The sequence below is a fragment of the Pseudomonas sp. P2S-1 genome (assembly GCF_057197725.1).
This window is the reverse complement of record NZ_CM170068.1, coordinates 3,795,228-3,809,106: the sequence shown is the minus strand read 5'-3', so window position 1 is coordinate 3,809,106 and position 13,879 is coordinate 3,795,228. Positions and strand designations below refer to the sequence as shown.

General features: G+C 65.4%; 14 protein-coding genes. 9 read left to right on the top strand and 5 right to left on the bottom strand.

Annotated features, from left to right (window positions below):
• The first annotated feature begins 41 nt into the window (after nucleotides 1-41).
• The 4 genes from glnT (at nucleotide 42) to AC2CQI_RS16875 (ending at nucleotide 4,434) form a co-directional block, all read left to right on the top strand.
• Nucleotides 42-1,376: a type III glutamate--ammonia ligase gene (glnT, locus tag AC2CQI_RS16890; RefSeq protein ID WP_075802205.1), complete on the top strand. Its 1,335-nt coding sequence runs from the start codon at nucleotides 42-44 to the stop codon at nucleotides 1,374-1,376.
• A gap of 129 nt (nucleotides 1,377-1,505) precedes the next feature.
• The gene (locus tag AC2CQI_RS16885; protein WP_484577380.1) at nucleotides 1,506-2,405 is read left to right on the top strand and encodes a class II glutamine amidotransferase; all 900 of its coding nucleotides are present in this window, start codon (nucleotides 1,506-1,508) and stop codon (nucleotides 2,403-2,405) included.
• A gap of 11 nt (nucleotides 2,406-2,416) precedes the next feature.
• On the top strand, nucleotides 2,417-3,091 hold the full coding sequence (locus AC2CQI_RS16880) for a GltB/FmdC/FwdC-like GXGXG domain-containing protein (RefSeq protein ID WP_075802203.1): 675 nt from the start codon (nucleotides 2,417-2,419) through the stop codon (nucleotides 3,089-3,091).
• Between the two features lie 20 nt (nucleotides 3,092-3,111).
• Nucleotides 3,112-4,434, top strand: a complete 1,323-nt coding sequence (locus AC2CQI_RS16875) for an FMN-binding glutamate synthase family protein (protein WP_075802202.1) — start codon at nucleotides 3,112-3,114, stop codon at nucleotides 4,432-4,434.
• Between the two features lie 131 nt (nucleotides 4,435-4,565).
• Here the strand turns inward: AC2CQI_RS16875 and AC2CQI_RS16870 are convergent, their stop codons facing one another.
• Entirely contained in the window at nucleotides 4,566-5,648 is a 1,083-nt protein-coding gene (locus tag AC2CQI_RS16870) for an endonuclease/exonuclease/phosphatase family protein (protein ID WP_484577379.1), read from the bottom strand.
• Nucleotides 5,649-5,694: 46 nt separating this feature from the next.
• Nucleotides 5,695-6,360 carry a hypothetical protein gene (locus tag AC2CQI_RS16865; protein WP_075802200.1) on the bottom strand — a complete coding sequence of 222 codons (666 nt, stop codon included), beginning with the start codon at nucleotides 6,358-6,360 and terminating at the stop codon, nucleotides 5,695-5,697.
• A 139-nt stretch (nucleotides 6,361-6,499) separates the two neighbouring features.
• Between AC2CQI_RS16865 and AC2CQI_RS16860 the strand changes: the two genes are divergently transcribed.
• From AC2CQI_RS16860 to AC2CQI_RS16850, 3 genes are all read left to right on the top strand, one after another.
• Nucleotides 6,500-7,192 carry a DUF2076 domain-containing protein gene (locus AC2CQI_RS16860; protein WP_484577378.1) on the top strand — a complete coding sequence of 231 codons (693 nt, stop codon included), beginning with the start codon at nucleotides 6,500-6,502 and terminating at the stop codon, nucleotides 7,190-7,192.
• Nucleotides 7,193-7,375: 183 nt separating this feature from the next.
• Nucleotides 7,376-7,855 carry a LabA-like NYN domain-containing protein gene (locus AC2CQI_RS16855; protein WP_075802198.1) on the top strand — a complete coding sequence of 160 codons (480 nt, stop codon included), beginning with the start codon at nucleotides 7,376-7,378 and terminating at the stop codon, nucleotides 7,853-7,855.
• 9 nt (nucleotides 7,856-7,864) lie between these two features.
• Nucleotides 7,865-8,470, top strand: coding sequence for a 3'-5' exonuclease (locus tag AC2CQI_RS16850; RefSeq protein ID WP_484577377.1), 606 nt, complete (start codon nucleotides 7,865-7,867; stop codon nucleotides 8,468-8,470).
• Here AC2CQI_RS16850 and AC2CQI_RS16845 read toward each other — a convergent pair.
• Entirely contained in the window at nucleotides 8,467-8,916 is a 450-nt protein-coding gene (locus AC2CQI_RS16845; RefSeq protein WP_075802196.1) for an Lrp/AsnC family transcriptional regulator, read from the bottom strand. The genes AC2CQI_RS16850 and AC2CQI_RS16845 overlap by 4 nt on opposite strands.
• Nucleotides 8,917-9,059: 143 nt before the next feature.
• On the opposite strand from AC2CQI_RS16845, the gene yedA reads away from it, so the two are divergent.
• Both yedA and rhlE1 read left to right on the top strand, forming a co-directional pair.
• Nucleotides 9,060-9,983 carry a drug/metabolite exporter YedA gene (yedA, locus tag AC2CQI_RS16840; RefSeq protein WP_484577376.1) on the top strand — a complete coding sequence of 308 codons (924 nt, stop codon included), beginning with the start codon at nucleotides 9,060-9,062 and terminating at the stop codon, nucleotides 9,981-9,983.
• 58 nt (nucleotides 9,984-10,041) lie between these two features.
• Nucleotides 10,042-11,364, top strand: a complete 1,323-nt coding sequence (gene rhlE1 / locus AC2CQI_RS16835; RefSeq protein WP_484577375.1) for an RNA helicase RhlE1 — start codon at nucleotides 10,042-10,044, stop codon at nucleotides 11,362-11,364.
• A gap of 129 nt (nucleotides 11,365-11,493) precedes the next feature.
• Here the strand turns inward: rhlE1 and AC2CQI_RS16830 are convergent, their stop codons facing one another.
• Together AC2CQI_RS16830 and AC2CQI_RS16825 are read right to left on the bottom strand one after the other, a co-directional pair.
• The gene (locus AC2CQI_RS16830; protein WP_484577374.1) at nucleotides 11,494-12,732 is read right to left on the bottom strand and encodes a TIGR03862 family flavoprotein; all 1,239 of its coding nucleotides are present in this window, start codon (nucleotides 12,730-12,732) and stop codon (nucleotides 11,494-11,496) included.
• Between the two features lie 151 nt (nucleotides 12,733-12,883).
• Nucleotides 12,884-13,798 (bottom strand): histone deacetylase family protein, encoded by a 915-nt coding sequence (locus AC2CQI_RS16825; protein ID WP_484577373.1) that lies wholly within the window; start codon nucleotides 13,796-13,798, stop codon nucleotides 12,884-12,886.
• Nucleotides 13,799-13,879: the final 81 nt, after the last annotated feature.

The window sequence follows — 13,879 nt, the reverse complement described above, 5'->3', positions numbered from 1 at the left end:
GCCTTATCGACCGCCTTGCCCTTTTTCAGGAGTGAAGACCCATGTTGCCAGTTGAAACGCAGCGCATCATCGAACAGCACGGCATCAAGTACGTGCTGGCCCAGTTCGTCGATATCCATGGCGCCGCGAAGACCAAATCCGTCCCGGTCACCGGCCTCAAGGCGGTCGCCGAGGATGGCGCCGGCTTTGCCGGTTTCGCCATCTGCGGCATGGGCATGGAACCCCACGGCCCGGACTTCATGGCCCGTGGCGATCTCTCCACCCTGATTCCGGTGCCCTGGCAGCCTGGCTACGGCCGCATCGTCTGCATCGGCCACGTCAATGGCGAGCCATGGCCGTATGACACCCGCTACGTCCTGCAACAGCAGGTCGAGCGCCTGAAAGACAAGGGCTGGACCCTCAACACCGGCCTGGAACCCGAATTCAGCCTGTTCCGTCGCGATGCCGGGGGCAAGCTGCAACTGGTCGACGCCTCCGACAACCTCGACAAGCCCTGCTACGACTACAAGGGCCTGTCCCGCTCCCGCGAATTCCTCGAGCGCCTGACCGAAGCCCTGCAGCCAGTGGGCTTCGACATCTACCAGATCGACCACGAGGACGCCAACGGCCAGTTCGAGATCAACTACACCTACAGCGACGCCCTGGAGTCGGCCGACCGCTTCACCTTCTTCCGCATGGCCGCCGGCGAGATCGCCAACGACATGGGCATGATCTGCTCGTTCATGCCCAAGCCCGATCCGAAGCGCGCCGGCAACGGCATGCACTTCCACCTGTCGATCGCCAGCGCCAGCAACAAGAACCTCTTCCACGATGCCAGCGACCCGAGTGGCATGGGCCTGTCGAAGCTGGCCTACCACTTCGCCGCCGGCCTGCTGGCCCACGGCCCGGCCCTGTGCGCCTTCGCCGCGCCGACCGTGAACTCCTACAAGCGCCTGGTCGTCGGCCGTTCGCTGTCCGGCTCGACCTGGGCCCCGGCCTTCGTCGCCTTCGGTTCCAACAACCGCTCGGCCATGGTCCGCGTGCCGTATGGTCGCCTCGAATTCCGCCTGCCGGATGCCGGCTGCAACCCGTACCTGGTCACCGCCGCGATCATCGCTGCCGGCCTCGACGGCATCGAGCGCCAGCTGGAACCGGACTTCGTCTGCAACGAGAACCTCTACAACCTCAGCCTCGAAGAGATCGCCGCCCGCGGCATCAAGACCCTGCCGCAGTCGCTCAAGGAAGCCACCGACGCCCTGGCCGCCAACCCGCTGTTCCGCGAGGTGCTGGGGGCCGAGATCGTCGACGAGTTCATCCGCCAGAAACGCATGGAATGGGTGGAGTACAGCCGGCATGTCTCCGACTGGGAGATCCAGCGCTACACCGAGTTCTTTTGAGCCACAAGTTTCAAGCCGCAAGCTGCAAGCAAGAGCAGTTCGCGGCAAACAACCCAATCCCCGTTCAACACGGACAACTTGCAGCTTGCCGCTTAAAGCTTGCTGCTGAATACAGTGAGGCTCTGTTCTATGTGCGGAATCGTAGGTCTGTACCTGAAGAAGCCCGAGCTCGAAGGCCAGCTCGGCAAACTGTTCGAACCCATGCTCGAAGCCATGACCGATCGCGGCCCGGACAGCGCCGGCTTCGCCATCTACGGCGATGAAGTGGCCGACGGCTGGGTCAAGCTGACCCTGCAGGCCGGCGACATCGGCTACGACTGGAAAAAACTGATGGGCGAACTGGAAGGCCGCCTCGGCTGCTCCCTCGACTGGTTCCAGAATGCCAGCGCCGCCGTGCTCAAGGCCCACAGCGCCGAAGAGCCGGTCCGTGCAGCCCTCGCCGAGCTGGCCCCGGACGTGCGCATCATGAGCGCCGGCCAGAGCATCGAGATCCTCAAGGGCATGGGCCTGCCGCGGGAAATCTCCGAGCGCTTCGGCCTGGCCGGCATGAAGGGCAGCCACATCATCGGCCACACCCGCATGGCCACCGAAAGCGCCGTGACCATGGAAGGCAGCCACCCGTTCTCCACCGGCGCCGACCTGTGCCTGGTGCACAACGGCTCGCTGTCCAACCACTTCCGCCTGCGCCAGGAACTCAAGCGCGAAGGCATCACCTTCGAGACCGACAACGACACCGAAGTTGCCGCCGGCTACCTGACCTGGCGCCTGCGCCAGGGCGACTCGCTGAAAGAGGCCCTGGACAAGTCCCTGGAAGACCTCGACGGCTTCTTCACCTTCGCCATCGGCACCCGCAACGGCTTTGCCGTGATCCGCGACCCGATCGCCTGCAAGCCGGCGATCCTCGCCGAAACCGACGACTACGTCGCCATGGCCTCCGAGTACCAGGCCCTGGCCAGCCTGCCGGGCATCGACAAAGCCAAAGTGTGGGAACCCGAACCCGCCACCATGTACATCTGGGAACGTGCCTGAGGAGCATTCATATGAAAACCATCGACCTGTCCAGCGCCTCGGTGCGTGAACTGAACCAGACCCTGCACGGCGACGTGCAGGACCGCGAGTGGGTGGTCACCCACCCGGACGGCAAGCACAACCTGGCGGTGGGCCTGAACCAGGCCGTCAGCATCGATATCGAGGGGCATGCCGGCTACTACTGCGCCGGGATGAACCAGAAGGCCAGCATCACCGTGCACGGCAACGTCGGCGTGGGCGTGGCGGAAAACATGATGTCCGGCTCGGTGCGGGTCAAAGGCAGCGCCTCCCAGGCGGCCGGCGCCACTGCCCATGGCGGCTTGCTGGTGATCGAAGGCGATGCCGGCGCCCGCTGCGGGATCTCCATGAAGGGTGTCGACATCGTGGTCGGCGGCAGCATCGGCCATATGAGCTGCTTCATGGCCCAGGCCGGTCGCCTGGTGGTGTGCGGCGATGCGGGCGACGCCCTCGGCGACTCGCTGTACGAGACCCGCATCTACGTGAAGGGCGAGGTCAAGTCGCTGGGTTCGGACTGCATCGAGAAGGAAATGCGCGCCGAGCACCTGGCCGAACTGGCCGAGCTGCTCAATCGCGCCGGCTTCCCGGAAGACCCGGCGAGCTTCAAGCGCTACGGCTCGGCACGCCAGCTGTACAACTTCAAAGTCGATAACGCATCCGCGTACTGATCCGCGTCGAGGACATTCCCATGAGCGAAAAGAACACTCCCGTGCTGCGCGAATCGGCCACCTTCGATCGCCTGACCATCCAGGAAATCCAGCGCGCCGCCGAAACCGGCATCTATGACATCCGTGGCGGCGGCACCAAGCGCAAGCTGCCGCACTTCGACGACCTGCTGCTGCTCGGCGCCTCGGTGTCGCGCTATCCGCTGGAAGGCTACCGCGAGAAATGCGGTACCGACGTGGTCCTCGGCACCCGCTTCGCCAAGAAGCCGATCCACCTGAAGATTCCGGTGACCATCGCCGGCATGAGCTTCGGCGCGCTGTCGGCCAACGCCAAGGAAGCCCTCGGCCGCGGCGCCAGCATCGCCGGCACCAGCACCACCACCGGCGACGGCGGCATGACCCCGGAAGAGCGTGGGCAGTCGCAGCACCTGGTCTACCAATACCTGCCGTCGCGCTACGGCATGAACCCGGATGACCTGCGCAAGGCCGACGCCATCGAGATCGTCCTCGGCCAGGGCGCCAAGCCGGGCGGCGGCGGCATGCTGCTGGGCATGAAGGTCACCGAGCGCGTGGCCGGCATGCGCACCCTGCCGATCGGTGTCGACCAGCGCAGCGCCTGCCGTCACCCGGACTGGACCGGCCCGGACGACCTGGCGATCAAGATTGCCGAACTGCGCGAGATCACTGACTGGGAAAAGCCGATCTACGTGAAGATCGGTGCCAGCCGCCCGTACTACGACGTCAAGCTGGCGGTGAAGGCCGGGGCCGATGTGATTGTGCTCGATGGCATGCAAGGTGGTACGGCGGCGACCCAGGAAGTGTTTATCGAACACGTGGGGATCCCGATCCTGCCGGCCATTCCGCAAGCCGTGCAGGCGCTGCAGGAGATGGGCATGCACCGCAAGGTCCAGCTGATCGTGTCCGGTGGTATCCGCAACGGTGCGGACGTGGCCAAGGCCATGGCCCTCGGTGCTGACGCGGTGGCGATCGGTACGGCGGCACTGGTGGCGCTGGGCGACAACCATCCGCGCCTGGATGACGAACTGAAGAAGATCGGTTCGGCGGCGGGCTTCTACGATGACTGGCAGAACGGTCGTGACCCGGCGGGTATCACCACCCAGGATCCGGAGCTGTCCAAGCGTCTCGATCCGGTGGAGGCGGGGCGTCGCCTGGCCAACTACCTGCGGGTGCTGGTGCTGGAAGCGCAGACCATGGCCCGGGCGTGCGGCAAGTCGCACCTGCACAACCTCGATCCGGAAGACCTGGTGGCGCTGACCGTGGAAGCGGCGGCGATGGCCCGGGTACCGCTGGCGGGGACCAGTTGGGTGCCGGGGCAGCAGTACTGATCCGATTGTGAGGTTGCTCTTTCTGGCCTCATCGCTGGCAAGCCAGCTCCCACAGGGACCGCGTGCACCGCCGGACCTGTGGGAGCTGGCTTGCCAGCGATAGGGCCCGAAAGAACCCTGAAAAACATGGATCAGGATTGAGGAGCAACAGGCAACAAAAGCCGGGCACTCACCGGCAAATGATCCGAGATCTCCAGGGTATCCTGCTGCAACACCTCGGCCTCCACCCGCCGCAGCTTGGGACTGTGGAACAGATAATCCAGCGTCCGGTCCGGCCCCTCCAGCGCGGGATCATTCGGGAAGTGCGTCAGCCAGTTCGCCCGATCCGCCCCCGTCGCCTCGGCATTCGCCGGAATCATCGGGTACTTGTCCCACAACAGGTGCAACTCGCTATCAGCCGAATACAACGGCTGCTGCTCCGGCTTCAACCTTCGGTACTGCCCCAGCGGCAACAGGTTGAAATCCCCGCCCAACAGCCATGGCGTGCCCTGGCGTTCGAACTGATCGACCATCTTCTCCAGCGCCTGCACCTGCCGCAGTTGCACATCGCTGCCCGCTTCCTGCTTGCCCAGCCGGGTATTCATCACCGCCAGTTGCCCTTCACCCATCTGCAGATAACTGACCAGCACCGCCGGCTGTGGCTTGAGCAAGCGGTTCAGGATATTGTCCGATGCCAGCGGCAACTGCACCCGCTGCGCCCGCTGGATCGGATAACGACTGAGGGTTGCCAGCGTCCGCCCGACACTCCCGGCGATATGCGTATCCGGCACGAACTCGGCCTTCCAGTCGTAGGCCTGGACGGCACAGGGATAGAGGTCGGCGAGGCGTTCGCGGAGGAGGGCGAGCTGGTCCTGGTAGTCGCTGGCCTTGGCGTTGTTGTCCAGCTCCTGGAGCAGGACCAGGTCCGGCTGCTCGGCACGGATCACCCGGGCGACTTCATCGAGGTTGAAGGCGAGGTCTTCATCGGTGGGGCGGGTGTCGTCGCCACGGGCTTCGTCGTACCAGAACACATAGCGCTTGCCCGCCAGGTACTGCACGTTCCAGGTCATCACCTTCAACGGCTGGCCCGGCACCAGTGGGGTGCCGGGGCCGGTGCAGGCGACCGGCAGGTCTTCCAGTGGCTCCGGCCGCCAACCGGCCTGGGAGGCCAGCAGCCAGAGCAGGATGGCGATCAGCAGCAAGGACAGCAAAACATTGCGCAGTAGTCGGGTCATCGGGCTCGCACGGGTCAGGGTAGACGGTTGAGCATAGCCGCCGTGTTCAGGAACGTGCCGCTGGCGCCTCGCTGACCAGCATGTACAGGCGGAACAGGACCACGGTGCTGAACAGTTGCAGGAAGCTGTTGAACACACTGACCAGCAGTTCCAGGACCGGGTTCACCTCCTCGGGCAGCAGCCCCAGGGTGATGCCGCTGATCAGCCACAGCGGCGCCATCACCCCGAGCATGCAGATGAGGATGTGCCAGAAGTTGCCGCGGACCATCTGGAAGCTCTCGCGCATGGCCGCGATCGGCGCCATGCCGCGCAGCACCAGCAGGTATTCGGCGAACACCAGGTTGGTCATCACCCAGATGCCCGGGAGGATGAACAGCGAGATGCCGAACATGATCAGCAGCGAACTGAGCGCCACCAGCAGGGCGAACGACGGCCAGAGCTGCAGGGCGCGGGCCAGCAGGTTGCGCTTGAGCGGTTCGTGGCCGTCGCTGCGGGCGTCGAGGTAGAGGATCAGCGCGGCGCTGTACAGCGGATAGAACAGCAGGCCGACCAGCAGGCCGTAGCCCATCGAGGCATCCTTGCCCAGTTGGCCGTAGAGCAACTGGACGGCCAGCGCCTCGAGGATCACCAGCGGCAGGCACAGCCCGGCGATGCTGACCAGGTGGCGGCGGAAGAAGTACAGGGAGTCGCGCAGAACGGTGAGCGGATTCATGGGTCGATTTCGAAGTCCAAAGCAGGCGTCACTTTAGCTCAGGGGCAGAACCTGAACAAAGTTTCATGGGCTGGGATGCTTGAAAGCGCCATGCTTGTCCCAATCTTCACTGCAACCGGTAATCCAGAGAGGTCGCGTCATGAACCACGAAGAGCAAACCCTGATCGAAGGCCTGTTCACCAGGCTGCGCCAGGCCGAGGCCGAAGGCGCCCCGCGCGACGCCCAGGCCCAGGCGCATATCGCCGGGCTTGTTCAGCAGCATGCGGCGGCTCCTTACTACATGGCCCAGGCGATCCTGGTCCAGGAAGCGGCGCTCAAGCGCATGGACGAACAGAATCGCCAGTTGCAGGCGGAGTTGGCGCAGGCCAAGGCCGCCGCACCGGCGCCGCAGCAACAAGGCAGCGGCGGGTTCCTGTCGAGCATCTTCGGGTCGTCCAGTCCACGGCCGGCGGCGGCACCTGCTCCTGCGCCTGCGCCTTCGAGCAGTGGCGGCTGGCGCGATGGTCCGGGTGTGGCGCCGCAGTCCAACTGGGGAGCTCCACCTGCGCAGCAAGCCGCACCCGCGCGCAGTGGCGCCAGCAGCTTCCTTGGGGGGGCATTGCAGACCGCAGCCGGTGTCGCCGGTGGCGTGATGCTGGCGCAGGGGATCAGCAGCCTGTTCCATCACAACTCGCAGCCGGAGGAGATCGTCGAGGTCATCAAGGAAGAGCCGGCCCAGGTCAATGACCAGGGTGGCGGCTGGAATGATGACAGCCAGCGGTATGTAGCGGATGACAGCAGCAGTTATGGCGATGATGGTGGCGGGTTCTTCTCGGACGATGATTACGTCTGAGGATCTTCGTTGCTCTTGAGGGCCTCATCGCTGGCAAGCCAGCTCCCACAGGTCCGGCGGTGCATGCGGTCACTGTGGGAGCTGGCTTGCCAGCGATTAGGCCCTCGAATCCACTGCAAGCCTCCCGGCATGTCATACTCCCTCCCTTTGCCACCCAAGGCCCGGTCTCGAAGGAGGGGTTTAGTGAAGAAAATCGCGCTGTTCGTCGATGTCCAGAACCTCTACTACACCGTGCGCCAGGCCTATGGCTGCCATTTCAACTACGCCGCGTTCTGGGCCGATGTGAGCCGTGACGGCGAGATCGTCGAAGCCTTCGCCTACGCCATCGACCGTGGCGACGCCAAGCAGCAGCAGTTCCAGCAGATCCTGCGCAACCTCGGGTTCACCGTGAAGCTCAAGCCCTATATCCAGCGTGCCGACGGCTCCGCCAAGGGCGACTGGGACGTGGGCATCACCCTCGACGTGGTCGACGCCGCCCCCCGGGTCGACCAGGTGGTCCTGGCTTCCGGCGACGGAGATTTCGACCTGCTCCTGGAACGGGTGATCCAGCGCCATGGCGTCGAGGCCGTGGCCTATGGCGTCCCCGGCCTGACCGCGCATTCGCTGATCCGCGCCGCTTCCCGCTATGTGCCCATCGAAGGCGCGCTGCTGCTCAAACACTGAGGTTTTTTCGTGGAACGTATCGCTGTTATCGACTTTGAAACCACCGGCATCACGCCCGGCGCCGGTTGCCGCGCCACCGAGGTGGCGGTGGTGATGCTGGAGCAGGGCCGCATCGTCGAGCGCTACCAGAGCCTGATGAACGCCGGCGTGCCGGTGCCGGCCTTCGTCGCCGGGCTGACCGGGATCACCACTGCCATGCTGCGCAGCGCGCCGCCGGTGGAGCGGGTGATGAACGAAGTCGCCGAGTTTGTCGGCACCACGCCGCTGCTGGCGCACAACGCCGCCTTCGACCAGAAGTTCTGGGACTACGAACTGAGCCGCATCGGCCGCAACCGCAGCCAGTCCTTTGCCTGTTCCCTGCTGCTGTCGCGGCGCCTGCTGCCGGCGGCGCCGAACCACAAGCTCGGCACCCTGACCCGCTGGGCCGGCCTGCCGGACACCGGCACCGCGCACCGGGCGATGGCCGATGCCGAGATGGCCGCCAACCTCCTGCAACACCTGGTCGGCGAGCTGCGTCAGACCCACGGCATCCAGGAACTGTCGCATTCCTTCCTCTGCCGCCTGCAGAAAGTCCCCGCCGCGAAAATCCGCGAAACCCTGATCAAGTACCGTTAAGTCTTCTTCTCCAACTGCGCCAGGGGCACCCGCCGCTCCACGGCGCTGGAGAGGATGATCGAGGTCTTGCTGAAGCCGAACTGCGCCACCCGGTTGATCAGCTCTTCCAGCTCCGGCATCGAGCCCACCGCCGCCTGCATGATCACGCACGGATCACCGGTGACCCGATGGCATTCGGTGAGCTGGGGAATCTGCGTCAGGGCTTCGTAGGCCTGCTGGTTGCCGTGACTGGCCAGGCGCAACTCGATCACGCACTGGATCGGCAGGCCGATCTTGCTCATGTCGACCTTGGCCTGGTAGCCGGTGATCACCCCGCTGGATTCCAGCTTCGCCACCCGTTCCGCCACCGCCGGCGCGGACAGGTTGACCGTGCGCGCGAGCTGGGCGAAGGAGGCGCGGCCGTTGTCGAGAAGGGCGGCGAGCAGCATGCGGTCGTACTTGTCCATGGTCGTCTTGTGAAAAAGAAGGAAAAGGCCTGGTAGATCCGTTTTTTCGAAAGTCCAGGTGCTCGATAAGCGTTTTTTGAAACTTAATTTTACCCGTGAAGCTTTTTAAAATAGCGCCACAACTACTCGAATACGAGCCTCCCATGCCTGCCTCCCGTCGTTCTACCTGGATGTTGATCGGTGCCTTTCTCGCGTTGTATCTGGTCTGGGGGTCTACCTACCTGGCCATCCGTATCGGCGTGGAGTCCTGGCCGCCGATGCTGATGGCCGGATTCCGCTTCATCATCGCCGGCGGCCTGATGTACGGCTTCCTGCGCTGGCGCGGGGTGCCGGCGCCGACCTGGCAGCAATGGAAGGCGGCGGGGGCGATCGGCTTTCTCCTGCTCAGTTGCGGTAACGGTGGCGTGACCGTGGCCGAGCATGCCGGGGTCGCCTCGGGCGTCGCGGCGCTGGCGGTGGCGACCGTGCCGCTGTTCACCTTGCTGTTCGGCCTGTTCTGGGGCCATCGCAATACCCGTCTGGAATGGGCCGGGATCTTCATGGGCCTGGCCGGTATCGGCCTGCTCAACCTCGGCTCCAACCTGCAGGCCAGCCCCATGGGTGCGGCGCTGATCCTGTTCGCTGCGGCTTCCTGGGCCTTCGGCTCGGTGTGGAGCAAGAGCCTGCCGCTGCCCCAGGGGCCGATGGCCAGTGCCGCGGAAATGCTGGTGGGCGGCTTGGTCCTGCTGGCCGGCAGCTTCTTCAGCGGCGAACGCCTGACCCAGATGCCCACCGCCGCGGGCTGGGGCGCGCTGGCCTACCTGGTGGTGTTCGGTTCGATCATCGCCTTCAGCGCCTACATGTACCTGCTCAAGCATGTGCGCCCTGCGGCAGCCACCAGCTATGCCTACGTCAACCCGGCGGTAGCCGTGATGCTTGGGATCCTGTTCGCCGGTGAAGAGATCGGCGCCGAGGAGTGCCTGGCCATGGCGGTGATCATCGGTGCAGTGGTGCTGATCGGCATTCCGCAGTGGCGCAAGGCGCCGCAGGTGCCGGTGGTCGAAGGCGAGATGACCGGGACTCGGTGAAGCGGGGCCGAACAGGGTAGACTTCGCGCCATTGCACGAAGCCCCTGACGGTATTTCCATGACATTCGCCAAACTCGGCCTGATCGAACCGCTGCTGCGCGCCCTCGACGGCCTCAACTACAACACCCCGACGCCGGTCCAGGCCCAGGCGATCCCCGCCGTGCTGGCCGGCCGCGACCTGATGGCCGCGGCCCAGACCGGCACCGGCAAGACCGCCGGTTTCGCCCTGCCGCTGCTGCAGCGCCTGACCCTCGAAGGCGCCCAGGTTGCCAGCAACTCGGTGCGCGCCCTGGTGCTGGTGCCGACCCGCGAGCTGGCCGAGCAGGTCCACGAGAACATCCGCGAATACGCCGAGCACCTGCCGCTGCGCACCTACGCGGTGTACGGCGGGGTCAGCATCAACCCGCAGATGATGAAGCTGCGCAAAGGCATCGACCTGTTGGTGGCGACCCCCGGCCGCCTGCTCGACCTGTTCCGCCAGAACGCGGTCAAGTTCAACCAGCTCCAGGCCCTGGTGCTGGACGAGGCCGACCGCATGCTCGACCTCGGTTTCGCCGAGGAACTGCGCTCGATCTACGCCGCCCTGCCGGTGAAGCGCCAGACCCTGCTGTTCTCCGCCACCTTCTCCGACGAGATCCGCCTGATGGCCGGGCAGATGCTCGCCGATCCGCTGAGCGTCGAAGTCAGCCCGCGCAATGTCGCGGCGAGTTCGGTGAAGCAGTGGATCGTCACTGTGGATAAAAAGCGCAAGGCCGAGCTGTTCTGCCATCTCCTGCGCAAGCAGCGCTGGAGCCAGGTGCTGGTGTTCGCCAAGACCCGCAACGGTGTGGACCAGTTGGTCGAGCGCCTGGTGGGCCTGGGCATCAATGCCGACGGCATCCACGGCGACCGCCCGCAGGCGACCCGCCAGCGTGCGCTGGACAGCTTCAAGGCGCGGGAAGTGCAGATTCTGGTGGCCACCGATGTGGCGGCGCGGGGGCTGGATATCGATGATCTGCCGCTGGTGGTGAACTTCGATTTGCCGATCGTGGCTGAGGACTATATCCACCGGATCGGCCGAACGGGCCGGGCGGGGAATACCGGGGAAGCGATCTCGCTGGTGTGTGCCGACGAGGTGCAACTGTTGTCGGCGATCGAGACCCTGACCCGCAAGACTCTGCCGCGTCACGACGAGCCAGGCTTCGAGCCGGATCACCGGGTGCCGGTGACGGATGCCAGCGGGCAGATCCTGAAGAAGCCGAAGAAACCGAAGAAGCCCAAGGTGACCGGGGCCAAGGGCAGCCTGGGGCGCTGGACCGACAGTGGTGACGCGCCAGTGCCGGCGAAGGCGGTGCGCAAGGTGCCGTCGTTCAATACCGGGCCGAAAAAGCGTAAGCCCTGAGGTCTTCTGTTGCCTGTACTGGCCTCATCGCTGGCAAGCCAGCTCCCACAGGTACCGCGGCGCTCTTGAAGCCAGTGGTGAACCTGTGGGAGCTGGCTTGCCAGCGATAGGGCCAGTGAAGGCAACCCATCAGTCTCGGCCAAGCCACTCCAGCACCGCCAACCCGGCCCTCTTGCCACTGGCAAAGCAAGCCGTCAGCAAATACCCCCCGGTAGGCGCCTCCCAATCCAGCATCTCCCCGGCACAGAACACCCCCGGCACCTGCTTCAGCAGCAACCCCTCATCCAGCGCCTCGAAGCGCACCCCGCCCGCCGTACTGATCGCCTCATCCAGCGGCCGCGCCCGCACCAGCACGATGGGCAGGGCCTTGATCGCCGCTGCCAGCTTCTGCGGATCGGCAAACACCTGCGCCCCGGTCAGCTCGCGCAACAACGAAGCCTTCACCCCGTCGAGCCCCAACTGTCCCTGAAGATGCTTGGCCATCGACCGCGACCCACGCGGCTTGCTCAACGCCGCCGCAATCTTGTCCACAGCCTTGTTCGGCAGCAGGTCCAGCAGCAGCGTGGCCTGGCCTTCGCGGTTGATGGTTTCGCGAATCTGCGCCGACCAGGCGTACACCAGGCTGCCTTCCACGCCGCCTTCGGTCAGGACGAACTCGCCCAAGCGCGGCGCCTGACCCGGCAGGCTCAAGGCGATGTTCTTCAACGGCGCCCCGGCGAACTTCTGCTTGAGCAGCTCACTCCAGGCCTCCACCTCGAACCCACTGTTGGCCGCCTGCAACGGCGCGATATCCACAGCCCGCTCGGCCAGCCACGGCAGCCAGGCACCATCCGAGCCCAGGCGCGCCCAGCTTCCACCGCCAAGAGCGAGGATCGTGGCATCGGGCTTGATCGCCAGTTCTCCCTGTGGATAACCAATCCGCAGCGCACCTTCGTCATTCCAGCCAAGCCAGCGATGCCGGGTGTGGATAACTACCCCGGCATCGCGCAACCGCTTGAGCCAGGCACGCAACAACGGCGCCGCCTTCATGTCCGTGGGGAACACCCGCCCCGAAGTGCCGACGAAGGTCGTTATCCCCAGGCCATGAATCCATTCGCGCAAGGCATCGGCATCGAAACCCTGCAACAGCGCGCCGATCTCCCCGCTGCGCTCGGCATACCGCGAGACAAACGCCGGGTACGGTTCGGAGTGGGTGATGTTCATCCCGCCGACCCCGGCCAGCAGGAACTTGCGCCCCACCGAGGGCATGGCGTCGTACAGATCGACCCGGATCCCGGCCAGGGCAAGGACTTCAGCCGCCATCAGGCCGGCGGGGCCGCCTCCGATAATGGCGACGTGGGCAGGGGCGGTGGTGCGGGAATCGGTCATGGCGGCGGCAGGCTGGGGATAAGTGAGCCGCGCATTCTACCCGAGGCAGGGCGGGCAGGGCACTGTACAAAAAACGATCAATCGCCGCGCAGCCCCGGTTTCACGGGGCCGGAAGGGCTTTCCCGCAGGTTATCCACAAGCGGTTCCACAGTCATTGTGGGTAATCCAGCACCCGCTGCGCGCTGTGATGGAGGATGCCGTGGCGCCGGGCCAGGGCTTCGCGGTCCTTGCTGTAGCCGCCGCCGATCACCCCGACCACCGGGATATCCCGGCCCAGGCAATGGCGCAGTACGCAGGTATCACGGGCGGCGATCCCTTCGTCGGTGAGTTGCAGGTAGCCGAGGGCGTCGTCCTTGTGCACATCGACGCCGGCGTCGTAGAGCACCAGGTCCGGCTGGTACAGCGGCAGCAGGTAGTTCAGGGCGTCGTCGACGATCTTCAGGTATTCGGCGTCGCCCATGCCCCGGTGCAGGGGGATGTCCCAGTCGCTGCGGGCCTTGCGCACGGGGAAGTTCTGTTCGCAGTGCAGGGACACGGTGATCGCATCCGCGGTGTGTTCGAGAATCCGCGCCGTGCCGTCGCCCTGGTGCACGTCGCAATCGAAGATCAGCACCCGGTGCACCCGCCCGGCTTCCAGCAGGTAATGGCTGATCACCGCCAGGTCGTTGAAGATGCAGAAGCCCGCCGGGTGGTCGTAATGGGCGTGGTGGGTGCCGCCGGCCAGATGGCAGGCGATGCCGTGTTGCAACGCCAGTTCGGCGGCCAGCAGCGAACCGCCCACCGCGCGCACGGTACGCCGGGCCAGGGCCTCGCTCCAGGGCAGGCCGAGGCGGCGCTGGTCCTCGCGGGACAGCTCGCCGTTCATGTAGCGCTCGATATAGGCGCGGTCGTGGGCCAGGGCAAGGATGTCGTTGGGGCAGATTTCCGGACGATGCAGCTCGGCGTCGGTGGTCAGGCCGCTGGCGATCAGGTGATCGTGCAGCAGGCGGAACTTGTCCATGGGAAAGCGGTGGCCTTCGGGGAATTCCGGGCTGTAGTCATCGTGGTAAACAAGGGGCAGGCGCATGGCGGGTCCGGCGGTGGGCACCGGGTGATCTTGCCCGATGATGGCCGGGCGTAGCCAGCATTGCCTGCCTACGCTGTAGAC